The sequence below is a fragment of the Bifidobacterium sp. LH_389 genome (genome assembly GCF_056357235.1).
In genome coordinates this window covers 54,631-80,736 of sequence record NZ_JBKEVR010000006.1, presented here as the reverse complement: position 1 = coordinate 80,736, position 26,106 = coordinate 54,631, and the positions used below count along the sequence as shown (strand labels likewise).

At 69.6% G+C, this 26,106-nt stretch carries 10 protein-coding genes; 6 read left to right on the top strand and 4 right to left on the bottom strand.

Annotated elements, in window-relative coordinates; all coding sequences use genetic code 11:
* Nucleotides 1-100 precede the first annotated feature (100 nt).
* Nucleotides 101-2,419, top strand: coding sequence for a glycoside hydrolase family 2 protein (locus AC1AZA_RS07665; protein WP_476514075.1), 2,319 nt, complete (start codon nt 101-103; stop codon nt 2,417-2,419).
* A 101-nt stretch (nt 2,420-2,520) separates the two neighbouring features.
* Here AC1AZA_RS07665 and AC1AZA_RS07660 read toward each other — a convergent pair whose 3' ends face one another.
* From AC1AZA_RS07660 to AC1AZA_RS07645, 4 genes are all read right to left on the bottom strand, one after another.
* A complete protein-coding gene (locus tag AC1AZA_RS07660; RefSeq protein WP_476514074.1) occupies nt 2,521-3,876 on the bottom strand; it encodes an MFS transporter in 1,356 nt (451 codons plus the stop codon).
* On the bottom strand, nt 3,873-4,571 hold the full coding sequence (locus tag AC1AZA_RS07655; protein WP_476514073.1) for a GNAT family N-acetyltransferase: 699 nt from the start codon (nt 4,569-4,571) through the stop codon (nt 3,873-3,875). Before AC1AZA_RS07655 ends, AC1AZA_RS07660 begins: the two co-directional genes overlap by 4 nt.
* Before the next feature lie 108 nt (nt 4,572-4,679).
* The gene (locus tag AC1AZA_RS07650; protein WP_476514072.1) at nt 4,680-8,714 is read right to left on the bottom strand and encodes a UvrD-helicase domain-containing protein; all 4,035 of its coding nucleotides are present in this window, start codon (nt 8,712-8,714) and stop codon (nt 4,680-4,682) included.
* On the bottom strand, nt 8,711-13,015 hold the full coding sequence (locus tag AC1AZA_RS07645; RefSeq protein ID WP_476514071.1) for a PD-(D/E)XK nuclease family protein: 4,305 nt from the start codon (nt 13,013-13,015) through the stop codon (nt 8,711-8,713). Before AC1AZA_RS07645 ends, AC1AZA_RS07650 begins: the two co-directional genes overlap by 4 nt.
* A gap of 170 nt (nt 13,016-13,185) precedes the next feature.
* Between AC1AZA_RS07645 and AC1AZA_RS07640 the strand changes: the two genes are divergently transcribed.
* The 5 genes from AC1AZA_RS07640 to AC1AZA_RS07620 all read left to right on the top strand — a co-directional run bounded on the left by AC1AZA_RS07640 (nt 13,186) and on the right by AC1AZA_RS07620 (nt 26,039).
* Nucleotides 13,186-14,334, top strand: a complete 1,149-nt coding sequence (locus tag AC1AZA_RS07640) for a serine/threonine-protein kinase (RefSeq protein WP_476514070.1) — start codon at nt 13,186-13,188, stop codon at nt 14,332-14,334.
* Between the two features lie 198 nt (nt 14,335-14,532).
* Complete coding sequence (locus AC1AZA_RS07635) at nt 14,533-20,505, top strand: Ig-like domain-containing protein (protein WP_476514069.1); 5,973 nt, start codon at nt 14,533-14,535, stop codon at nt 20,503-20,505.
* Nucleotides 20,498-21,997, top strand: a complete 1,500-nt coding sequence (locus AC1AZA_RS07630) for an AAA family ATPase (protein ID WP_476514068.1) — start codon at nt 20,498-20,500, stop codon at nt 21,995-21,997. The genes AC1AZA_RS07635 and AC1AZA_RS07630 overlap by 8 nt, the downstream gene beginning before the upstream one ends.
* 104 nt (nt 21,998-22,101) lie before the next feature.
* The gene (locus AC1AZA_RS07625; protein ID WP_476514067.1) at nt 22,102-23,370 is read left to right on the top strand and encodes a DUF58 domain-containing protein; all 1,269 of its coding nucleotides are present in this window, start codon (nt 22,102-22,104) and stop codon (nt 23,368-23,370) included.
* 101 nt (nt 23,371-23,471) lie between these two features.
* Nucleotides 23,472-26,039, top strand: a complete 2,568-nt coding sequence (locus AC1AZA_RS07620; protein WP_476514066.1) for a transglutaminase TgpA family protein — start codon at nt 23,472-23,474, stop codon at nt 26,037-26,039.
* The last annotated feature ends 67 nt before the right edge of the window (nt 26,040-26,106 follow it).

Below are 26,106 nucleotides of genomic sequence, written 5' to 3'. Positions count from 1 at the left end.
GTCCCACGTACCGTGGAAGGCACAGGCGCGCGGACAGCGAAGTTCCCGCACCCAGCTTGCGATCGGCACGGATCGAGACAGAACCAGAAAGGACGATTCCATGCGCACCATCACCCCATTGACCGACGGCTGGCTGTTCACCAAGGCCGCCCAGAACGGCGTACCCGCCTACGCCCCCGGCGCCGACTGGACCGCCGTGACCGTTCCCCACACCTGGAACAAGTTCGACGGACAGGACGGCGGCTCCGACTACTATCGCGGCGCATGCTGGTACGTGCGCAAGTTCGACGCGGGCGAGCAGCCGGCCGGCACGCTCACCTACATACAGTTCCACGGCGCCGCCAACGTGGCCGAGGCGTACGTGAACGGCGTGAAGGTGGCCGAGCACAAGGGCGGCTACTCCACGTTCCGCGCGGACATCACGTCCACGCTCATCCCCGGCGAGAACGTGCTCGCCGTGAAGGTGAGCAACGAGGAGCGTTCCGACGTGTACCCGCAGATGGCCGACTTCACGTTCTACGGCGGCCTGTACCGCCCGGTGGAGCTCGTGACCGTGCCGGCCACGCACTTCGACCTCGACTATTTCGCCGGCCCGGGCGTGACCGTCTCCTCCAAGCCGCACCTCGGCCCCGACGGCGACGGGCACGCCACGATCGACGCGCGCGCCTGGGTGACCGGCGCCGAGGAGGGCGACTTCGTGAACTTCCAGGTGAGCGACGAGGACGGCATCGAGGTGGCGGGCGCCTCGGCCCCGGCGGACGGCGGCAAGGTGCGCGTGACGATCGACCTGCCGGACGCGCACCTGTGGCAGGGTGTGGACGACCCGTACCTGTACACGGTCACGGCCACGCTCATGCGCCACAACGAGGTGCTCGACGAGGTAGAGGTGCACCATGGCGTGCGCGAATTCCGCATGGACCCGCAGGAGGGCTTCTTCCTCAACGGCATCCTCACCCCGCTGCGCGGCGTCTCCCGGCATCAGGACCGTCTCGGCAAGGGCAATGCGCTGAGCCTCGAGGACCACATCGAGGACGCGACGCTGATCCGCGATCTGGGCGCAAACACCGTGCGTCTGGCCCACTACCAGCAGGCGCAGGAATTCTACGATCTGTGCGACATGCTGGGCCTTGTGGTGTGGGCGGAGATCCCGTTCATCTCCCGCATGAACGAGGATCCGGCCGCGCACGAGGACTGCCGCCAGCAGATGACCGAGCTCATCGTGCAGAGCTTCAACCACGCCTCGATCGTGACATGGGGCATCTCCAACGAGATCATGATCGGCGGCGACAGCGAGCAGCTGGTGGCCAACCTCAGGGACCTCAACGAGCTCGTCCACAGGCTCGACCCGACCCGCGTGACCACCATGGCGCAGGTGTCCAACACGCCCAAGGACTCCGTGCACAACCAGATCACCGACATCCTCAGCTACAACCACTACTTCGGCTGGTACGGCGGCGTTCTGGAGGACAACGAGGCATGGCTCGACGAGTTCCACGCCATGCACCCGGACCGCGCGACCGGCATCTCCGAGTACGGGTGCGAGGGCATCATCAGCTACCACAGCGACGATCCGAAGTGCGGCGACTACACGGAGGAATACCAGGCGCTCTACCACGAGCACATGGCGAGGATCATCGAGGAGCGCCCGTGGCTGTGGGCCACCCACGTGTGGAACATGTTCGACTTCGGCTGCGACGCGCGCGACGAGGGCGGCGTCAAGGGCCGCAACAACAAGGGACTGGTCACCATCGACCGGCGCATCCGCAAGGACTCGTTCTACGTCTATCAGGCCTACTGGTCCGCCGAGCCGATGATCCACATCGCCTCCAAGCGCTTCGCCAGGCGCGCCACGGACACCATCGCCGTCAAGGTGTACTCCAACGCCGACTCGGTGGAGCTGCTCGTGGACGGCGAGCCGTTCGGGTCCCTCACCGCGCACCGCGTCTTCGAGTTCCGCGACGTGCCGCTGCACGAGGGCGCGACGACGGTCGAAGCGCGCGCGGTGGGCGCGGACGGCACGCAGCTCGTCGATTCGGCCGTCTTCGAGAAGGTGGCCGAGCCGTACGCCCCGTACACGTTCGTGGACCCGGACGGCGGCGCGGGCGTGGCCAACTGGTTCGACGACGCGAACATGGACGTCGTGGACGAGGACGCGCCGGTCGACCCGTCGAAGTTCTCCGTGAACGACGTAATCAACGACCTGCTCGCCAACCGTGAGGCCTCGCGGGTGCTGGCGAACGTGGCGTCCGGCATGACGGGCATGCGACTCAAGGCCAGCATGTTCGCCATGATGGGCACGTCCACCGTGGCGGAGCTGTTCGACAAGATGAGCGGCATGTCCGGCAAGCCGATCGCCCCGGAGGAGATCAAGAGGCGCATGGCGTACGCCAACGCCGAGCTGCAGAAGATCGCGAAGTAACCGAACCGCATTCTCACAAATTTGCGATGTTGCGCATCTGACAGGCCCGCCGAGACCTCTCAGATGCGCAACATCGCAAATTTGTTGAAATGAGTGCGGGGTCAGGCGGCGCGACGGCGGGCCATGAGCCAGCCGAGGAACGCGAGCGGCACCGCGCAGCCCGTGAACAGGGCCGGCAGCATGAGTCCCATGGCCGGCCCTCCCGCATCCAGTACCACGCCGGCCACCGAGGAGCCGAGCGAGGCGCCCACCGAACCGCCGGTGGTCACCCACGCCAGACCTTCCGTGAGCGAGCGGGCCGGCACGGATTCCTTGACGATGAGGTTGCCGGTGGCGAACATGGGCGAGACCACCAGTCCGGCGAGGACCTCCAGAGCGCCCAGTAGGACCAGATGGTTCATGGCGAGGCGGAAGAGCACGAATCCGCCCGTGAGGATGGCCAGGAACAGCACCATGAGCTTCCAGTGCGAGCCGGGGAATCTGACCGAGCCGAACACGATGGCGCCCACGCAGGAGCCGACCGCGAACATGGCGAGCTGCAGGCCCACGAACTGCTCCACGCCCATGGCCTTCATGCTGGCGGTGACGGAGACGTCGAACGCGGTGAAGCTCATGTTGAACACCACGAACACCACCACCACGATCCACACGCCCGGGTAGAGCAGCGCGCTTCTGACGCGCGTGCCGGCGGCGCGGCGGTTGCGGGTCAGCAGCGCGTTGATGCGCGGACCGCGGACGCCGGTCGTGCGCCCTCCGCCCGAGCCGTTGCCCAAGCCGTTCTGCGCGCCGGAACCGGAAGGCGCGGCGGCCACCTCGACCGGGGTCATGACCGGCGGCTGCGTGCCCGTCAGCGAGAAGAACACCGTGCCGCCCGTGGCCGCGGCGATGGCGGGCACGAACAGCTGCGCGACCGGGTGGACCGACGTAGCAAGGAACGCGGCGAGGATGGGCCCGACGATAAACACGATCTCGTCGATCGCGGATTCCAGCGCGTAGGCGGTGTTGAGCAGAGAATCCTCGTCCTTGTTGCCGCGCAGCGCATAGGCCCAGCGGGTGCGCACCAGCGCGCCGAACGCAAATTGGGACAGGCCCGCGGCTATGGCCAGCGCGAACAGTGCGGGAATGGGGATGCGCATGGCCGCCCCGCACGCGAAGCCGAGCATCACCACGGTCTGGACGCCGAGTGCTACCGTGCCCACGCGCCGCTGGCCGAACCGGTCGAACAGGCGGGCGTAGACCGGTGTGACGATGGCGGCGCAGAAGATGTAGGACGCGCTCATCGTGCCGGCCACGGTCCAGTTGTCGTACAGGTGGTTGAGCGCGAGCACGATGCCCAGACCCATCATGGAGATGGGCAGGCGCGCCACGGCGGCGGAGACGCAGAACGCCTTCGCGCCGGGCAGGCGGAACAGGCGCGCGTACGGGGAGACGTGCGCGGAGGTCGCGGCGCCGCTCATCGGGCGGCCTCCGCGGGGACGCGGCCCGCATAGATGAAGATGTCGTCCATCGGTTCCTCGCCGAGGCGGTTGTCTTCCGGATGGTCCTTGGCGTAGCGCTCGGCCAGGCAGTCAAGCCCCTTGTGGCGGTAGAAGCCCACGTCGCAGCTTGAATCGGTGTGCAGGTAGTAGCGGGATACGCCCTGCTCGGCGAAGTGCGCCATGAGCCGGCGCCACAGGGTGCCTCCAACGCCGCAGCCGCGCGCATCCTGGGAGACGAGGAACAGTTCGAGCTCCGCCTGCGTGGATTCGTTGATGCCGATCGCCTGCTCCATGTCGGTTTCGATGCGGTGCCAGTTGAGCGTATCCGCCAGCCCGCGCGCGCCTGCGGCCGTGGCGTTGAGCTCGGCGTTGACGCGCGCCAGCTCGGCGGGGGCTTCGGGGAAGAGGACCGGCGCGCCGATCGTTCTGGACAGGGTGACGCCCAGGAAGCGGCCGTCCTCGGTTTCGGCCACGTCCCCGCAGGTGGCGGGTTCCAGATAATGCAGCACGAAATGCCGCGACAGCAACTTCGATTCCGGTTTGCCGCCGGTCACCCCCCAACTGCCCCAGGTGTCGTCGAAGGCGTCGACGATCCTGTCGATGTCGTTCCAGACGACGGGACGGTACCGTACCTGCGAGATGCCAGCCGACGATGCGGCGACTGCGGCGCACATGATGTTCGCTCCTTTGACTAATCGTGCGGCCCTGTGGGAGGACCACACGATGGTAGCAGACGGGCGTAGACCATGGCACCTGCGGGCTCCGACGTCACCGGATCCGTGTCAGTCCGTGTCGGAGTCTTCCGGCACGGACACGCGCAAACGGTCGAGGATTTCCCCGAGCGACTTGGGCTCTGCGGCAATGAGCCGGCGGGCGGGGTCGGCCTCGCTCACGTAGTACAGCGCGGCATCGATCGCTTCGACCGGCAGACCCTCCATGCGGGCGAGCAGCAGCCGGTATAGGTCGAGCTGGGCGAGCTTGCGGGCGGTGTCCTCGGCGGTGCGCGGGCGGCGGCCGGTCTTCCAGTCGATCACCGTGTAGCGCGCGGGGGCCGGGGCGCCGTCGCCGTGGCGGTCACCGTGTAACGCGACCTCGTTCAGCCCGCCGGCGAACACGGCGTCCAGCTTGCCGTTGATGATCGCGCCGTCGAGTTCGGGCACACTCACCACGATCTGCCGTTCTGCCCACACCGGCATGCGCCGCGCCCACGGCGAATCCATCAGCCGCCGCTGCCACACGCCGAGCTGCGCATCCTGCGGTGCCGGCGCGGGAACGTCCGGACGGTCCGGGTTCAGCCGGGCGTTCAGGAACCGTTCCGCCCACGCGTGGAACACCGTGCCGGCCGCCGCATTGGGCGAGGCGACGCGCGGAATGGGTCGGACGATGCCGCGCCAGTAGTCCCGCGCCTCGCGTTCGCTCAGATGCCCGCCCAGCGCCTGCATGGCGGTGACGCTGCGGCGGCCGGACGCCGTGATACGGGTCGCCTTGGCCTTCACCGCCGCGTCGAGTTCGGCGGCGGGGGCGCCGGCCGCCAGAAGGTCGCCCATGAGGTCTCGGTCGTCGCACAGGGTGCGGGCGAGTTCGAACAGCGAGTCGTCTGCGCCGCCCTGAGCGTCCGCGCCGGCCTCGTCTGTCCCGCCATCGCTTTCGGACGGGCGGAACGACGATTCCTGCGCCATGGTCGCGCGCACGAGGTCGGCGCCGGAACGCAGGATGCCGCCCATCCGTTCGCTGAGCGAACCGGGCCATGGCAATGCCGCCACGCCCGACGGTCCGCCCACGGGTTCCCGCCAGGCGGCGCCCACCACGCACTCCTCGTAGGCGCGCGCGGCATCGCCGACGAAGAAGCCCGCCGGCAGGTCGGGGCGTTCGACGCCGGCCGCGTCACCGTCCGCTCCGGCATCCGCATCGGCACCGGCTTCCGCATCGCCACCCAGCGACGCCCCCGCATTCACCCGGTCGCTGCGTCCGGCCAGCGCGTCGCGGGTTTCCAGCCAGAAGTTGGAGGCCTTGGCGTCCGCGTCAAGCGGTTTGGACGGACCGCCCGCATCGGGATCGCGGCTCAGGGACCCGGAGGCGGAGAACGTGAGCAGCGCATCCGTGCGCGCACGTGTCAGGGCCACGTAGGCGAGCCGGCGTTCGTCCGCATGCAACCGGCGCCCATACTCCTCGCTTTGCGTGAGGTACCACGCATCCCGGTCGGCAGCATCCTCCCCGTCACCGCCCAGGCCGGCCACAGCACGCATGGAGCCGAACGCCTCGTCATCAACGGTCTCCGCGTCGTCCAGAGCGTCCAGCGCGGCGAGCGGATCGGCATCGGGCCCCGAGGCGGCATCATGGGGGAATCGGGGCAGAATGCCGGCGTCCACGCGCATGGGCACGGGTACGGCGGCCGGGTTCATGAGCCAGGTGCGCGCGGATTCGCGATATTCGGGCGGTTCGTACCCGCTGTCGGCCGGATCGTCGCCGGATCCCGCGTGCCCGGGGTGGTCGGGGTCCGGGTCGATGCGCAGGTGATCGCCCTGACTGCTGGGGAACGAGCCGCGCCCCATGCCCACCACGGCCACGGCATCCCATTCGAGGCCTTTGGACTGGTGGATGGTCATGAGCACCACGTCCGCAGGCTCGTCCGGCATGCCCTGCGATTCCTCGGGCACGGCACGCAGCGAATCCACCCACGCCATGAAGCCGGGCAGCGAGGGCACGCCGTCGCCTACGATCTCCTGCGCGTAGGTGTCCACGAGGGCGATGACCTGCTCGAATGGGGCGTGGGCCTGAGCGGGCAGGACCGTGGATCCGGGGCGCATGACGGCCTGCGCGAGCACGGTGTCCACATCCAGACCCAGCGCCTCGGCCGCGGTGCGCACCACGTCCGTCAGCGGCCTGCCAACGGCCCGGCGCACCCGGCGCAACGCCTCCGAGGCGCGCAGCACGGCGTCGGAGCCGGACGCCGACACGCTTGCGCTACGGGCAAGGAGATCCGCCAGATCGTCGCGCAGCAGCAGGTCGGGCAGAAACACCGCGTTCGCCACCTCGTTCCTGCGCTCCCGTACCGTGGAGGCCCACGTGCGCCGGGGCGCGTCCGGATCGGCCAGCCCGGCCTGGACCAGCGCACGGTACCGGTATTCCACGTTGAGCTGCTCGGCCAGATCGGCGAGCGCGGTCAGGTCTCCCGCGGACAGGGCGTAGCGCGGCGTGGCGAGCAGGCGCATGAGCGAGGCCGCATCGGTGTGGTCCCCGGCCACGTGCAGCATCGCCAGCAGATCGCGCACGTCGGGGCGTTCCAGCAGCGCCGAATGGCCGACGGTGAGCACGCGCAGACCGGCTGCCTCCAAGGCGTCACGGAAGGCGGGCATGCCGGTTTTGGAACGGAACAGCACGGCCACGCGGGGCGCGGGGCTTGCCGTGGCGCCCTTGGCGGCAGCCTCGCGTTCGGCGGCGGCGCGCCAGGTGGATGCCGCGGCCTTGACGAACCGCGTGACGCCGTCAATCTCCTGGCCGAGCGTCTGGTAGCCGAGCAGGCCGAGCGTGCCGTTCGGCTTGCCTTCCAAGGCGGACAGTGGCGGCACGTCCACTTCGCGCATGAGCGAGCTGCCGGGGCGGCGGGGCACGCGGCGCAGGGGCAGGGTGAGGGCGTTGGCGGCGTCGAGCACAATGCGCGCATTGCGCCGCGTGACGCTCAGCGCATACGGCTGCGAGGGGGCCGATGCGGCAGCGTCCATGCCGAAGTCGCGCTGGAACATGCGGAACGCGCCGGGGCTGGCGCCGCGCCACGCGTAGATCGACTGGAACGGGTCGCCCACGGCGCTCACCGCGGACCGCTCCCCCATGGCCGTGCCGCGGTGGAAGAGCGCGGCGAGCAGCATGGCCTGCGTGGTGGAGGTGTCCTGGTATTCGTCGAGCAGCACGTGCGTGTAGCGGCGGCGGCATTCCTCGCCTATGGACGGGAAACGCGTGACGAGCTGGAACGCGGCGATGGTGAAGTCGCTGAATTCGGCCATGTTGCGCCGGCGTTTGGCCTCGCGGTAGGCTTCGGCGAGGCTCAGGAGCACTTCGCGCCTGCGCACGGTGCACCGCAGCTGGTCGGCGGTGTACACGCAGGTGAGGTGCAACGCGGCGAGGCAGTCCTCCCGCCATTGGGCGAGCCTGCGGTCGAGGTCCTTCTTGCCTCGGGGGCGGGTGGGGAGCTTGGGCCGTTCCTCGGGCACGGGTTCGCCGCCGATCGCCCGGTCGAGCCGGTCCAGGAACGCCCGGTCCCAGTCGCGCACGCGTCCGATGGCCTGTTCCACGGTGGTGCATCCGTTGCCGATCATCGCCCCGCCGATCGCATCGCTCAGGGCGAGCACGTCGCCCACGAGCGAGGGGAACGCGCCCATGTCCAGTCCTTCGGCGCGGGCGGCGCGCACCAGATCGAACCGTTCGCCTATCACTTCGCTGGCGAGCTGGAACGCGCCGGCCTCGCTCAGCAGCTGCGTGTTGCGGTCGAAGCCCACGAGCAGCCCGTATTGGCGCACGATCGATTGGAAGAACGCGTCGTACGTGCTCACCTCCGGCTTGAGCACCGACCCGGACACGGCGGCCGAGACGCGGGATAGCAGTTCGGAGGCGGCCTTGCGCGTGAACGTGAGGCCGAGAATGCGTTCGGGGGCCACCCCGCGTTCGATGAGCCGGATGATGCGCTGCGTCATGGTGAATGTCTTGCCGGAGCCGGCGCCGGCCACCACGAGCACGTCCGCGTCGGTGGGGGCGTCGAGCACGGCGGCCTGTTCGGGCGAGGGAACGAACGCCGTTGCCTTGGTTGCGGTGGTGCTGCTCATGCCTGCCTCGTTTCGAATACGGTGTCGATCTGCCCCGAGCATGCCGGGCATACGCCCAGGCATCGGCAATGCTTCACATGGTCCGGCTGCGGGTGTGCCGTGATGCGCGCGGAAACGCTGGCGGCCGCGGCGCAGAACACGCGGGCGATCATGGTCAGCGCCCAGACGGCCTGGGTGCCGCGCAGACCGACGAACCGCTCCCAATCGTCCGGGGCAACGCCCTGCGGGGGTGCGCCTGCCAGCACGTCGGACGCATCGAACAGCCGCTGCGGGCTCTTGAACCAGTAGCGCGGCGCGAACGGTTCGGCATTGAGCGAGCCGCGCGCGAACAGCGGCGGCTGGTAGGCGCTTTCCGCCCCGTAGCTGGCGGCCGGGTAGGGGCCGTCCGCCACATGGAACAGCTCGGACTGCGCGATGACGGGCGCGCGGCGCAGTGCGTCAAGGCCGCGGGGACCGCCTTCCGGGAAGGTGACGCCGAGCTGGTAGCACACGAGTTGCAGGTCGCTGAAGAGCTGCGGCGTGCCGGGCTTGCCGCCGGTCTTGTAGTCGATGAGGCGCAGCCGTTCGGTGCCGTCGGGCAGGATGCGGGTTTCGGCGCGGTCGATGCGTCCGGACAGGCGGACGGTGAGGTCGGCGGCGGATGGATCCGCGCCCGCTCCTCCGATCGCCTCGGGCCAGCCGTCGACCAGCGATCCCATGATCGCCGTGAGCGTGGGCCGGTCGATGGGAGTCATGCCGTCGATGGCATTGTAGGCGGCGAGGATGTCGTCGAAGCCGAACCGTGCGGCGAATTCGAGCTCGCAGTCGGCGTGGGAGAGACGGCCCACGGCGATGTTGCCCGCGTTTTTGGGCGGATAGTCGGTGCCGTTGGAATCGGCGAAGTATGCGGCGATGTTGGCGATCATGCCCGTCGCTTCGGCGTCTCGGCGGGAGGCGACGTACCGTTCGCGCACGTCGTCGATCGCATCCGTGTCCGGCCGCAGCCCCGCGTAGATCTCCTCCATGCGCGCGGCGATGGCCTCCGCGGCGAGCCCGCGGTCCGGCAAGTCCAGACCCTCCCGGCTGGCCTGTTCGGCCACGGCGTGCATGACCGTACCGAAGCCCGCCGCCGCTCCCCCGCGCCGGGGTCCGGCGAACCGGTTCTCCAGCAGCCAGCACACGGGGCACGCCCACAGGCCGTCCACCGCGGAGGGGGACAGGGATATGAGACGCGGGGGAGTTGCGCGAGCCGCCCCGACAGTCCCGTCCGGTTCGGATGCCGCCTTTGCGCAAGTCCCTGCCGTTTCCGGCATCTCGGATGCGTCAGGCGCATGCTCCTGCCGCGATTGATCGCCACGCGGCACGAACGCCCAGCGGTCGGGGTCCGCGGCCATCACTCCGTGCGAGGCCAGCCATGCCAGCGCCCGGGCCGCATCCCGTGCGCGCCCGCCGTCCAGCGTCCCGTCCATGGCCGCCCGGGCGAGCGTCATGCGTGCCACGGCCACCAGCCCGCGCGGATCATTCTCCAGACCGGCGTAGGCGCTGCCGCCGCCGACCGGCGTATAGTACGGGTCGTCGCCACGCGGGTAGCGTTCCGGCATGAGTTCGTACAGGAAGTCCGAAGGGGCGAGCTCGTCGTTGCGCACCGCACTCACATAGACCGCGCTGCGCGCACGGGTGAGCGCCACGAGCAGGCTGCGCGTCTCCGCATACAGCACTGCGGCGAGCCGGGGACTGCGTACGCCGGCGCCGGGGATCGTGCCCGCGTCCACGAGTCGGCCGCGCAGCATGATGTCCGCCAGATCCTCCCCGCCGAACATGGTGTTGCGCGAGGCGAGGTTCGGCCACACGTCCTGCTGCACGGCGGGAATCCACACCAGATCCCAGTGGCGTCCGGCCGCGCCCGCCGGCGTGGTGAGCGTGACCGCCTGCTCGACCGGTGCCACGCGCGCCAGGGAATCGGCCTCCACCTGCATGGCGCGCACCTGTGCCATGAACCCGGCAACATCGCGCTCGGCCGTGGCGTCCGCGGCGAACTGGAACAGACGCATGGCCACGTCGAGCCGATCATTGGCCGCGCGGCCGGCCTCGTCGTTCGCCAGAGCGAGCCGCTGCCAGCGCCGGTCCACGCCGCACGCCTGCCATGCCGCGGACAGCACGTACTGCGCCTCTCCGTGTCCCCTGCCGTCCGTCAGGCGGTCCATGCCGCGCGCGGTGGCGTCCACGATGCGCCACACGCGCCCGAAAGCCTCCGCGTGGCCGTTCGGTCCTCCCGGACCGCCGCCGCACACCGCGCCGATAGCCTGCAGTACGGCGGCCGCGTGGCCATCGCCCTCGCCGGCGTCTTTCCCGTTCCCGCTGCCGCAGGCGAGCATGAGGTACAGTGCATCGCGGCCGAATTCCAGCGGTTCGTCCGCATCCGCACCGCCGCCGTGCTCGATGGCCGTTGCCTCGGCCCGTTCGGCACGGATGCGACGGCGCTCGGCCAGAAGAGCGTCGCGCAGGACCTGCCACCGAGCCACCAATCGCGCCAGATCGCCACCGGCATCCGCAGCATCCTTGGCATCCGCCGCTTCCGCCAAACTCTCCGACACCGACGCGCCGCCCGCAATCACGCCGGCCAGCGACTGCAGGCTATCCATCGCAGACTCCGCCACGGACAACCGCGCCGGATACCCCTCGCTGCGGTCGGATGCGCCGACGGCGACGAGCGGACTGTTCATGACCGCCGCCACGCGCGAACGCACATACCCGGCCGCGGCGCGCAGACTCATGCCGGTCTCCGCCAGCCCTTCCCTGCCGAACCGCGCAAGTTCCACGATCGCGAACAGCCCCGCCACGAACGGCTCGTCCTTGAGCGGACGCGTGACCGAGGAATACGTGACCGGCACGCCCTCACGCCGCAGCCGTTCGCCGATGGCCCGCACGGTGGCGTTGTCGTGCGCGATGACGGCCATGTCGTTCCATGCACGTCCGGATTCCAGATGCTCGCGGCGGATCCGCCAGATCACGTCGTCGGCCTCCTCGCGGGGGCTGCGATACAGCCCTGCGGTCAGGCTGCCGTCGTCCGGGGACGGGGATTGTTGCGGGGCGATCGGCAGCGCGCCCGACCATGCCGGCAGCTTGCCGGGGCGCCGGACCAGAGGCAGCGGATCGTTCTCCTCGGACAGAATCGACAGGCTCGCGCGGGCGGCCACCAGATCGAGGTAGCGTGGGGCGACGGATTGCGGTTCCCCCGTCCGTCCGTCCGCCTTGCCGCCGTCCGCCGCAGTGCCGGTCGCCGGGCGCCCGCCATCCAGCCTGATCTCCCGAAGCCCCTGCCAGCCGCGGATGCGCGCCAGCACGTATTCGGGGTACGAGCCGCGGAACGACTGCACCGATTCGTCCGGATTGCCGGTGAGCGTCAGTGCACAGCCGGCGTCTCGCAACGCCTCCAGAAAGGCTAATCCGGCAAGCGTCAGGTCCTGCACGTCATCCACCGCCACGAGCCGCGGCAGATCGTCCGGATGGGCCAGCCGCACGGCGTCGGTGCCCTCCACGAGCAGGCGCGAGGAGTCCAGACGGTACTCGCCCGGATAGTCGGCGCCGATGGCCCGCACGTATTCGCGGCGCAGGGCGAACGCGAGCCGCCACTGCACGGCCAGCCGGTCGCGGCGCAGCACGGACGTCGGCGCCGTCGAGGGGGAGAAGCCGGATACCGGATCGGCCGGAGGAACATCGGCCGCGAGCGCGGCGATGATCCGCTCCTCCTGGAAGCCTGAGGCGCCGAGTTCGTTCATGCGGGCCAACATGTCGCGCAGCTGGTCGATGAATGCGTCGCCGATGCCGCGTTCGAACAGCCGGTCCGTGGAGGATGCGCCTGCGTCCGCATCCGGGCGCAGCACCAGATCGTTCCAGCGTTCGGAGGCGAAGTATGCGGCCAGTAGGGCGCATGTGGCGCAGTCGCCCATCTCCCCCGCCGCCGCATGCCGCACGTGCACGGCCGTGACGCGCCGTAGCAGGGCGTCCTGTTCGGCGCCGTTGAGCAGTCTGGGGGCGGACTGTCCGGCGCGGCGCCGCACCGCGGCGATCAGGCGGAAGGCGATGGCGGGCAGCGTGGTGACCGGACGCACTTCGCTCGAGGCGCCGATCTCGCGGATCACGCGGTCGGCCAGCGCGTCCGCCGCCTTGCGCCCGGAGACGGCCATGAGCGCCCGCTCCGCCCCGTAGCGCCGGATGCCTTCGAGCAGCGTCCGCAGCGCATACTGCGTCTTGCCGGCGTTCGGCGCTCCCACCGCCAGCAGCGTCCCGGCCCGTTCTGCGTTACCATCCGCGTTCGTCATGGTCACAAGCCTAGGCCGATCCCCCGGATCACGAAGGGGAACGGTCTGCCGCAGGCATGGGCGGCGTGACCGACGCACCGCCCGTTTGCATGCGTTCCCCTTCGATGTCCAATGCGCGACGGCACAGTGGGCCGCACGTATCCGTCAACGTCCGTCAACAGGGAGGGGACATGGCTGTGGAGTTGCGAAACGAGATGACGCCTGCGATCGACGGCCACGAGACGATCCGCCGTCTGGGATGCGGCGCGACCGCGGAGGTATGGCTCTGCAGACGGTGCGATTCCGGGCTTCCCGTCGCCGTCAAGGTGGGGTTGCGACGGGCGGATCCGCGGCAGGCGCAACGATTCCGGAACGAGGCGGCGTTCCTTGCCCGGCTGTCCGCGCATCCGAACATCCTCCCGGTGCTCGGCTCGGGCGAAACCGCGGACGGTCGGCCGTATGTGGCGCTCGAATATGCGCCGCGGGGCACCGGCAAGGATCTCATGGCAGTGCGCGCGCTCACGCCGCGGGAGGCGGCGGACCTAGGCGTACGGCTCGCCGGAGCGCTGGTCGCCGCGCATCGGGCAGGGGTCACGCACCGGGACATCAAGCCGTCCAACATCCTGTTCGCCGCCGACGGCACGCCCATGCTCGCCGATTTCGGCATCGCCGCCAGTGTGTACGATGCCACGACGGTCACCGGGTTCTCAGAGCGATGGGCGGCCCCGGAAGTGCTGGACGGCCGCTCGGGCGGCAGCGAGGCGGCGGATCTGTACGCGTTGGCGGCGATGATCCGGGCCATGATGTCCGGGCATGCACCGCGCACGGCGAGCGCGATCGGCACGTCTGACGCAACCGCAATGCCGTCCGACGTGCCGGACGCCCTGCGCCGGGCGCTGGACCGGGCGCTGAGCGAGGAACCGTCTGCCCGGCCGTATTCCGCGCTCGAGTTCGCACGCAGCCTGCAATCGGCGCAATGGCAGGCGTTCGGCACCGTCACGCCGCTCACGGCCGAAGGCGAGCCGCCCTTCCCCCCGCAACCGTCCGGGATCGACGCCGGACGCGATGCCGGACGCGCGCATGCCGGCACGCATCCGCGAGGGTGGGCCCGAGGTGTCGCCTGCGCCGTGGCGCTGACCGCACTCGCAATGGGTGCCGTTGCGCTGACCGTGTGGCGCGGCGCCGACTCGGTGCCGACGGAACGCACGGTGCAGGTGCCGGGGCCGAGCGTCCGCCCGTCCGCACCTTCGCTGCCGTTGGAAGTCCCCTCACAGGGGGCCGGTATGCCGAACGGGGAGATTGTGAACGGGGACACGCCGAACGAACGTGCCGACGAGTAGCAGGCGTCGGTTTCCCCGTTGCGGCACGCCGGACCGCCGTACAGGCCTGCCGATAGGTTGGCTGGCGAGGGATACAACAGAACATCGAGGTTGATTGTCATGGTTCCCTCATGCCGTTTTTCCCTGTCCCGTCCGTCATCCCGTCGTGGCACGGCTCCGCGCCGCCGACCGTGCCGATGGGCGCCGATCGTGGCCCTGATGCTGCTTGCCGCAGTGCTTGTGACGTCGGCGATCGTCACCGCGGTCACCCGCCAGCAGGTGCAGCTGGACGACGGCACCGTCTGGGTCACGTCTCTGGCGGACCGCAGGGCGGCGCGGTTCAATGTGCGTGCCGGGCAGGCCGACGCATCCGTGGCCGTGGATGCGGCACGATTCGATGTGCTGCAGCAGGGCGGCGTCACGCTCATCGAAGCCGGAGATGAAATCCGGTCGATTCACGCCGCCACGGTGGACGACGCGGCAACGGTGCCGGCACCCCGCGACGGCGCACTGGCACTCGGCGGCGGGACTGCAGCCGTGCTGGATGAGGCTTCCGGCGAGGTGCGGGCGACGGAGGCCGAGGATCTTGCCGGGATGGATGCCCGTTCAGCGCCCGTGCGCATGGCACTGGGCCGCGGGGGCCGCATCGCCGTGGACCATTCCGGCACGGTGTACGGCTACCGTCCTGCTGACGGCATGGTGCTGGCATACGAGCCACACACCGGGGACGGGACGGATGAATCGGACGCATCGACGAAGGAGCTGGGGTCGCTCACCGGCGGATCGCGCCGCGTCGCGGACGGATTCTCGGTGGTGGCGGGCACGCCCGTGATCGTTGCCGGCGAAGACGTGCTGTGGTCCGGCGGACGGGCGACGATCGGCAACGGCCCGGACTGCAGCGGAGGAACCTGCGTGTTGCAGATGCCTCCCGTGGACGGCGAGCAGCGGGGTTGGGCGGCCGTCGGCGGACCGGGCGGCGCGTACGTGGTGGATTTCGCACGCTCGTCCGTACGGTTCGTTGCAACCGGAGGCGCGGGATGGCCGGCAACGCCGGTATCGGTGCAGGGCACGGTGCATCTGGCATGGGCGCAGCCATCCCGGAACTATCTGGCGCTGTCCGCCCCCGGCGATGATGCGGACGTGGGATCGCTGCGCAACGTGGAGGCCGCGGATCGGCTGGTCTTTCGCGTCAATCATCGGCTGGTGCTGCTCAACGACGTTATGGCGGGCAAGGCATGGCGGCCGCAATCCTCCGAGGATGCGCTGACCGTCGCCTGGCAGTCGATGCCAACCGAGCAGGAGGACGATGACGGCAGCACGCGCGGCGACGGGCGAACGGCACGGTACCGGCACGCGTTCGACGACTCCTGTTCCGCGCAATCCGGGCGGATCCGCGCGGTGGACGATGCCTTCGGCGCACGGCCCGGCTCCCGTCTGCTGCTGGATGTGCTGCGCAACGACGAGCAGACCGATTGCGCCGTGCTGCGCGTGGCGTCCGTAGGGCCGCCGGATCGCGACGATCTGACCGTCACGCCGGCGTTGGACGGGCGGCTCCTGCAATTGGATGCCTCGCAGGCCTCCGCGGGCGAGGCGCGGTTCTCGTACGTGATCGACGACGGGCACGGGCAGACGGCATCCGCCACGGTGACGCTACATCTGCGCGACGACGGCGATACACCCCCGCAGCAGGTGGATCCGCCCGCGGAGTACGAGGTGGAACGCGGCGCAGCCCGGACGGTGAACGCATTGGACGGGTTCGTTGACGCCGAGGGCGATGCCATGGCGTTGGTCGCCGCACGGATGGCCGACGGGGCGAAAGCGGTCGTGTCGTCACGGCCCGACGGACAGTTGACCGTGCGCACGGGAGCCGCTGCAGCCGGACGTCTGAGCGTACAGGTGACGGTGTCGGACGGGAAACGCACCGGCAGCGGCATACTGCATTTCACCGTACATCCGTCCGATTCGCTGCCACCTGTCGTCGACCCGGCACTGGTCGCGATCCCCGCTGACAGGGAGACGACCGTGGCGCTTGCCCCATATGTCCATGCCGTATCCGCAAGGCCGCTGACGCTGCGCGACGCGACCGCCCCGGACGGCATGACGGTGACGATGGGTGGTGAAACGCTGACGCTCACGGTTCGCGTCCCGGCACCGGGCACCTACGACGTGCCGTACGCCGTCGCCCACGGCGACGACGAAACGCGGGGCACGGTGCGTGTGGAAGTCACGGCTCCGGCGCAGAACGACGATCCACCGGTCGCCGTCAACGACGTTGCCGTGCTCGACGAGCGACGCGGCGCCGTGGTGGAACCGCTGACGAACGATCGCGATCCGGGCGGCGGCGTGCTGGCATTGGTGCAGGCACACGCCGAAGGGACCGGCGGCGAGGGGCTTGACGTGGCCACAGTCGGCCGTCGCGTGATCGTGACCGCCCGCAGTACGCCCGAGGTTCCGCTTACGGTGGCCTACACCGCCGCGAATGCCCGGGCGAGCGCGCAGGGGACGATTGTGGTGCTGCCGCCCGGCGCAGGCGCAACGGGACAGGCTCCGCAGGCCGGAGACTTCCGCGTGAGCGTGAGGACGAACGGCATCGTGGAGGCGGCAGTAGAGGACCACGTCTCCGGGACGGATGACGGGATTCGGCTCGTTGGAGACCTGCGCACGGCGGACGGGTTCCAGGGCCTGGCGTTCGTGGCCGAGGACGTGGTGCGCTATCAGGCGCCGTCCGAGCCCGGAACCCACGAGGCGACGTACACCGTTGCCGACGAGCACGGCCGTACGGCGTCCGGCACGATCACGTTCGACGTTCATGCCGCCGACGCCGCGCACAAGGCCCCGGCACGGCCGCAGAACGTCGAGGCGCAGGCCACGGCCGGCCGGAGCACGCGCATTCCCATCGAACTGTCCGGCATCGATGCAGACGGTGACGACGTGACACTGCTGGGGCTCGGCAACGCCGCGCCCAAACTCGGCCGCATTGTGGAGACGCAAGCCGACGCCCTGATCTACGAGGCCTATCCGGATGCCGCGGGCACGGACACGTTCAGCTACGCCGTGGAGGATTGGACGGGCCAGCGGGCGCAGGCCACCATCCGGGTCGGGGTGATCGGCGCGGGCGGCGACGCCGGCGTGCACGCCCGTGACGACGAGATCACGCTGCGGCCGGGCGCCACCGCCAGCATTGCCGTCACGATCAACGACATCGCCGGCGACGACGAACCGCTGACCCTCGATGCCACGGTGCAGGGGCAGGGCGTGGACGGCCGCGTTTGCGGACTGTCCCTGTGCCTGACCGCGCCGCGCGAGTCCGGCAACGCGCACCTCGCCTACACGGTGCGCAATGCGGCGGGTTTGGCGAGTACAGCCACACTGACCGTGCACGTCGATCCGAGCGCCACGGTCGAGCCACCCCGCGCCTACGACTACCGGGTGCCGCCCGCCGCCACCATCGACCGGCGCAGCATTGATGTGGACGTGTCCCCATGGATCGCCAACCCCTCGGGCAGCGTGGATGAGCTGGCGGTCGGCGTGCATGAATCGGCTGCGGCATACGCCCGGCCGGTCGGGGGAACCGTGCTGCGCATCGCGCTGACCGAACGGGCGCGGGCCATTGCCTACACGGCCACCAACACCGCGTATGGTCTGACGACGGTGGCATTCGTCCATGTTCCGGCATACGGCGCATTCCCGCCCGTGCCCCGTCCCAAGGCACCAGAATTGACGGTGAACGCACGAGAGACGATCAGCATCCCCATCGCGGACCATGTGCGCGTAGGTGCGGGAAAAACCGCAACCGTAGACGCCTCGCAGCCCGTGACGGCCACAAAGGCCGGCGGCGCGCAGATCGCGGACGAGCACACCCTGCGGTTCACGGCGGCGGCCGACTATGCCGGCCCGGCATCGATCACGTTCACCGCGGCGGACGGTCCCGCAGGGCAGGCGCGTCGCACCGCCGTGATCACGCTGCCCGTCACCGTAGTGGGACGCAACGTGCCGGCGCCCACGTTTTCCTCGGCCACCATGGATATCGAAGCAGGAGATCGACCCACCGTCGTCGACCTGACCGCGCTGACCCATGCCCCGCAGGGCGCATGGGAGGACGAGACGCGGTACACGTACACGTCATCCGCGCCGTCCGGCGCATCGGGGCCGATCAGTGCCACGGTGACGGCCTCCGGCAGGCTGTCGGTGGCGGCGGCCATGGATGCCAAGGCAGGAACGGTGACATCGATTCCGATCGACATCGCGTATCCGTCGGGGGTGGTGCATGCCGGATTCGCCGTCCGCGTGGTCTCCTCCACACGCCCGTTGGCGCGATTGTCCGATCGCACGGTCAGCCTGGCCGCCGAACGGACCACTGCCGTCGATCCGCTGGCGGAGGCGTTCAATCCGTTCCCGGACGCACCGTTACGGCTTGTGGACGTGCGCGCGCAGGGGCCGGAAGGGCTGCGGGCCGAACTCGGCGGCGACGGTCTGTTGCACGTGACAGCAGGCAAGCAGGCCGGCACGGGGATGGTCACCGTCACCGCCGAGGACGGCACACATGCCGCCGAACGTCGTGTTACGGGAACGATCACGGTGCAGGTTTCCGCCGTGCCGGATGCGCCGATGCTCGCCCCGATCGCACAGGACGGTCAGGACGGTGCGGTGGAACTGCGGTGGACGCCCGGGGCGGAGAACGGCAGTCCGATCACGCAATACGAGGTCGAGTATGACGGGGACACCTTTCCATGCGCCCTGCGGACCGTGTGCCGCGTCACTGGACTGGAGAACGGACGCAGCTACCGGTTCATTGTCAAGGCGCGCAACGAGGTCGGCTGGTCGCCTCCGTCGAATGCGGTGGACGGCAGGCCGGACCGGGTGCCGGAGGCTCCGACCGGCGTAACCGTCACGGCCGGGTACCGCGAGGTCAGCGTGGATTGGACCATGCCGGACTATGAGGGTACGCGGCCGGAGGGATACGAAGTGAACGTACACTCAGGCAACGGCTTTGCGGTGTCGGTCGAAGCGGCGTCCCCGCCGGTGCGCGTCACGGTGCCGGACGCGACGATCGCCGACGGTACGTCGTTCACCGCTACCGTCATGGCACGCAACCGTGCCGGGCGGGGCGAGACGAGCCGGCCCAGCGAACCTGCGCTGCCGTGGGCGGATCCGTCGCCGCCGGCGGTGGAGCTGCGGCAGGGCAACGATGCGACATCCGTCGTCGTGACGGTGAGCGTTGCGGAACTGCGTAACGCCGGGTGTTCGGCCATCATGCTGGGTGGCGCCGCGGAACGGCCCGATGCCGTGCGCACCTTGGACTGTGCGCGGCCGACGGGACGGTTCACGTTGGACAAGCGCGAACTGGGCAAACCGTTGACCGTCACGGCCACGCTCACTGCGGCGAAGCCGGGTGCCGCACAGGCCACGGGTTCGGCCACGCTGACCCCTTCCTACGCCCTGACCGCCCCGCGTACGGTGACGGTGCACGGCGAGGGCGACCGGTGCACGGTCCGCTGGCAGCCGGACGGCCTGCACGACGGGTTCCGCGTGACGGCGGCAGGCCGCAAGCCGATCGTCGTCGGGCAGTCCGCCGATTCGGTTTCGCTGCCGCTGGCACCGTGGCAGCGGTGCGGCAACGTCACCGTGGCTCAGACACTCAACGGGACGACGGGTCCCGGCGCAACCGGAGCCAGCGCATACGTGCGCAAGGTGCCGGCGTCCATTGACCGATCCATGGCGTTGCGGTGGGATGCGAACGACCGCAACCTCATCCACGTCTCGCACGGCACAGTCAATTTGTACGGGCAACGCGCGCAGACGGTGCTCACCGTGGACGGCAGACCCGTGTCATGGAAGCCCGGCCAACGTACGGTCCGGCTGAACGGGAGCGATGGGGACAACGGAGGCGGCAGACCCGATGACGGACAGGATGGCGGCGGCCCCTGCACGGATGCCGCCGGGCCTGGCCCCGCGCCGGCATGCACGTGGACACTGAGCGTGATCGGCGAGGATCCTGCGCTGTCCGCGAGTAGCGGCAAACCGCAGCCCGTCACCGGAATTCGCCCGCCGGATTCCGGTACGCAGCCAGACGGCAAGCCGTTCGAAGATCCCCCAGGGCGGGAGGACGATCCGACCCGCGTTCTGACGCCATACGCCGGCGGTATGCCGCGCAACGCCAACCACGACAGGCAAGGAGCCAACGATGAATGACAGCCGCCATGCCATGCGCCCCTCCGCGCTGACGCGATTGCAGGCCATGTCCTGCGAGGACGACGACCGCACCAGAATCGCCGCCATCGGAACCGTGACCGGCGGCGGAACCGGCATCGTGACAGAACAAGTAACAGGGCCAGAGGCAGGGCCCGCCGGGATCGAAGAAGAAGACGCCACGCGGATCGGCGTCGCCCCCGCCTGTCCCCGTGCACGCATGCGCCATGCCCGGCGTGCCTCGCCTGCGGCACCACCGGACGCCGCCGCGATCCGTGGTGCCAGCGTCGACGCGTCCGTCGTCACCGGAATCGGCGCGTCCGGCGATCCGAACGATGCCACCGTAGTGGACGATGCCACACGGATCACGCGTCGTGCGATACCGATCGGCGCCATACCGATCGCCGTCATGCCATCAACCGCCGCGGAACCAACCGCCGCACACCCAACCGGCTCCGGCAGCCCTTCCACGGTCTCACCGACCGCCGCACGGGCCGTCTGCCCGCCCACGGACGCGGAACTGCACGCGTTCCGTCAGGCATTCAGCCGGTTGACGGACGCCGTAGCCGCAGTGATCGTCGGCAAGGAACATCCGGTCCGCGAGTGCGTCATCGCCCTGATCGCAGGAGGCCATCTGCTGCTCGAAGACGTTCCGGGCACCGGCAAGACGCTGCTGGCGCGAACGTTGGCACGTGCGATCGATGTTTCCTTCCGGCGCATCCAGTTCACGCCTGACCTGCTGCCGGGCGACGTGACCGGCATGAGCGTGCTCGACCGGGATACCGGCACCTTCTCGTTCCGTGAAGGCCCGGTGTTCGCATCGATCGTGCTCGCGGATGAGATCAACCGGGCGTCGCCCAAAACGCAGTCGGCGCTGCTGGAGGTGATGGAGGAGGGGCACGTCACCGTGGACGGCACGGCCCATGCGGTGCCGTCACCGTTCATGGTGATCGCCACGCAGAACCCCAGCGATCAGCTGGGGACCTACCGGCTGCCGGAAGCCCAGCTGGACCGGTTCCTGATCGCCACGTCGATCGGACACCCCGACCGCGCCACCGGCGTGGACATTCTGCGACGCATGACCGCAGTCCCCGAGACGGCCACAGGACCGAACCAGCGCCACGCCTCCGCACCCGGCCCCGTGCTGGACGCCGCGCAGTTGGAGGCCATGCGCGGCATAGCGGCACGGGTGCACTGCGATGACCGCATTCTGGAGTACATGGTGCGCCTGACGGAGGCGACACGGCACCGGCAGACCATTGCAGCGGGCTCGTCCATCCGCGGCGCACTGGCGTTGCTGCGCGCGGCACGCGCACTGGCGGCGAGCGAGGGGCGAGCGTACGTCACGCCCAGCGACGTAACCGCGTTGGCAGGTCCAGCGCTCGCCCATCGCATTACGCTCAGCGCCGCGGCAACCTTTGAAGGACGGCATGCGGGCGAAGTCATTGCAGCCATTCTCGGCGAAGTTCCCGCACCGGATGGGGAGACGTCATGACAGGCGCCGCAGCAGACACCGGCCCATCCCGGAGCCGATGGGCAGACCTGACGCGCACGGCATGCACGGCGTACACGGCACGCATACGGCGTTCCGCCGCGGCAATGGCTCGTCGCCTTACCGGCCCGGGCCGGCTCTGCGCCGCCATGACGGGCTTCGGCACACTCGGATTCGCATTGTTCGGCTGGCACGAGTGTCTGGCGATCGCCGCGGTGTCCGGCATGATGCTCGCACTCGCCATGGCGATGACCTTCGGCCGTATGGGATGCGAGGCGAACCTGTCCGTCGAGGCATCCCGTCTGCAGGCCGGCGCTTCCTCGCGCATCGTCATGCGGTTCACCAATCCGGGCCGCAGGCGTGTGACTGGCCTGCGAGGCAGTCTGCTCGTAGGCGCGGATGCCCTGCCCTTCGCGGTGCCGGCATTGGATGCAGATCAGGACGCGACGGTCACGCTGCCGTTCGCAGCCGTGGCGCGCGGGGTGGCCGTCATCGGACCGCTGACCGTGTACCGCGGCGATCCGTTGGAACTGGCACGGGATGAACGTTCGCTCGCTCCGGCGGAGACGGTCATGGTGCATCCGCGAGCCGTACCGTTGCCGCAGCGGCGGGCGAACGGCCCGTTCGACATGGACGGTTTGCCGTCCGGTGGCCGTACGGACGAGGGATGGGCGTTCCGCGGACTGCGCGAGTATGTTCCCGGTGATGATCCGAGGCGCATCCATTGGGCGTCCAGCGCGAAGGCGGGCGTGCCGATGGTGCGCGAGCATGAGGTGACGCGGCAGGATGCCCCGTGCCTGCTGCTGGATGCCGACCCGGCGCATTACGCCGATGCCGGCGAGTTCGAGCATGCCGTGGCGACGTTCGCCTCGATCGGCATATATGCGCTCGGTCACGCCGGTACGGTCACGCTACGCTGCGGACCATGGAGCGCCAAGCCGGACAGCGTCGCACGGCTGCTGGATCTGTGCAGCGTGCTGCCGCCGTGGAAGGCATTGCCCGCGCAGGCGGATGCCGACGCCGCGACGTGGATGGCTGGGCGGTCGCCGCTTCTGGCATGGGGCTGGACGCCCGACGCCTACACGGAGTTCGGGAAGGCTCCGGGAGACTTGCCGGCAATGACACTCCATGCCGTCACCGGGTCACAGGCGAACGGCATGGAGTGTCGAGAGGTGGATGCGTCCGCAAAGTCCGCCATCGCATCGACAGCGGCATGGGATGAGACCGTTCGTCTGGCCTGTCCGAACCGCGCCGTGCGCATCATCCGCGTGGACCCGCATGCAACGGCACCCTCGCTGCGCGTTGCCGTCGGCACGGTGCGCGTGACGGTGCGCGGGGAGAGTGATCTGCACGCAATATGGGGGTCACTGCCATGAGTGCGTCGCCCATCCGATTGCTTGCCGGGGAGTCGACGCAGACGCCCACGTTGCCGCCCGCATTGCATCCGACGGAATCGCCAGACCAGAAACCTGCGGTCATGCCGGCTGATCTGCAGCGCAGCATCACGACCGCAGCCGTGATGCTGGCGGCAACGCTGCTGGCTGTCAGCCCGCTCATCGCCTCGTACGGTTCGGTGGCCGTGTGGCTTCGCGCGGCATTGCCGGCTGCGGTATGCGGGTGCCTGATCGCGGTCGGCCCCTCGCTGGCGGCGACCATCGGCGTGGCGCTGCAACGGTGGCCGAAACCCGACCGGCAGCGCGGTCCGATGAACGGTCCGATCAGCGGTCGGCGACTCTCCGGCGCCCGTCCACCCATGGACCGCCGTCGCACTGCCACGGCGCAGCTGGCGCAGATCGTCGCATTGACGGTCGCGCAGATCGCGATCGGGCCGCTGACCGCTGGCGTTGCGGCCAGTGAGGGGCCGTTCGCCATGGTCGGCGCATTCAAACTGCTCATCGTGTTGCAACCGCCCGTCGGCGCTACGGGCGGATCGCTCCTGGCCGTATGGACGCTGGCACTGTTCAGTGCATATCTGGCCACCGGCGTTGCCGTCGGAACCGTCACCGGATGCGATGCCGGAAGCGGTATGTCTGCCGTGACCGTTCGCCGGCTCCCGTGGCGATGCGCGCTTGCCATGACGATACTGCTACTGTGCTGCGCCGGTTCGGCACTGCTGGGCACTGCGGATGGCTGGCATCCGCTGGCCGTCGGATCCGCACTCGCCTTGCTGCTAGCGACGTGGACGGCGTGGGCGACACGGACGACACACGCAGCATTCCCGGCGCGAAGCGTACAGGCGAGCCACGGCAGCCAAAAGAGGCCGTCCGGTGTCCGTCCGCGGGCGCGGTTTTCCGCCCTGACCGTCATGGTTGCCCTGCCCCTTGCCGTTACGACGGTGCTCGGACCGGCCGCGCCGCAGCACCGGCTGACCTTGCGCGACCGCTACGAACCGCCCTTGACCATGGATACCATGGGTAGTCCGCTGAACGGCATGCGTGCCGTGATCAGGGATCACCGGCATGATCCGCTGCTTACGGTCACCGGGCTGCCGGAGGGTACGCCGGTCCGTCTGGCCGTGATGGATCGGTTCGACGGCATGGTCTGGAACCTGTCCGACGGCGGCAACGCAACATCGTCGGGCGAATTCCGCCGTTCGAGCGGCACGGTCGGAGGCGGCGCACGGCACACGGCACCGGACGCCGACGGCGAAGCCTTCACGGCAACGTTCACGCTACATGACGGGATGCCGGACCATTGGCTGCCGATCGCCGGCACCGTGCAACGCATCACCTTCCGAAACCGCGTCAACGGGAACGCCGGCGACCGTGCGGCCGCATCGCTGTACGTCAACGGCGAGGGATCGGCCGCGTTGCTTGCCGACGGCCTGTCCCCCGGCCTCAGCTACGACGTGTCCGGCACGCTGACGCCCCGACCCGGCTCTCAAGCGCTCGCACGGGCGCAGGCGGAAACGGTCCCCCAGCCGCAATCGCGTGACGTGCCCGAATCCGTGGGCACGTTCGCCCGAACGCTCGCCGGAGGGGAATCCCGCGCAGGGGCCGCAGCCGACCGGCTGGCTTCGTCGCTCGCACGAACGGGGTGGTTCTCGCATGGGCTGGAAGGCGAATACCCTTCGCCGCCCGGCCATGGCAGCCATCGACTGCGGATGCTGCTGGACGGGGATGCGATGGTGGGCGACAGCGAACAGTATGCATCGGCCATGGCGCTCATGGCCCGCGAACTGGGGTTGCCGTCCCGCGTGGCGTACGGGTTTCGCAAACGCGAGGCAGCATCCGCATCGCCGGACGAGTCCGCCGCGGGATCTGCGCAATCAACGTCGGAGCAGACCGAGGACCCGCATGTAAACCGGTCCACGGGCCCGGCAGTGGCCCATTCCGGTTCCGTACACTCCGTGACGTTCACCGGCAACGACATTGCCGCCTGGACGGAAATCAATCTGGATGGCTACGGATGGGTGGCGTTCCATCCCACGCCGCCAGAATCCAAGGTACCGGACGACAGCATGCAGGCATCGCCGCCGGATCCCCAGACCCTGATGCGCCAACCGCCGGTGCCGCTTGCCGACCCGCTGCGCGAGCGGACACGCCCGAACGGCCAGTCCTCCGTCACCGGTGACGAAGCCGCTCCCCCGCCCGACGACGGCACCGATGCCATGGCCGACTTGCGTCGCATCATCGTGGCCGTCGCATGGTTCGGCAGCCCGCTGTGGGCGACGCTCGCCGCGATCGTGCTGATACTGGCCGTCAAGGCGCTGCTGCTGGCCCGCGCACGGCGGCGGGGTACGCCGCGGCAGCGCATCGCAGCGGGTTGGCGCGCGGTCTGTGCGCTGGCCGCATCATGCGGAGCGCGTCTGCCGCCGCACGGCACGGCGCCCGATCAGGCACGATCCATCGCCGCAGCGCTGCACGTTGACCCTCAGCCGTTCGTTGAGCTGGCACGGCGGGCCGATCATGCCGCGTTCTCCGGCGAATCGGTCAATGTGAGGGCGGCCCGAAGCTACTGGAAGGCCGCGGATGCCGCCCGACGCTCCATGCTGCGCGCCTTGCCGTGGGCGAAGCGGTGGCGCACCCGATTGGCGGTGCGCTGATGGGACGGGTCCCGGAGTACGCGGCGCAGACAGTCAACGCCGCGCAGGCAGACACCGCACAGGCACA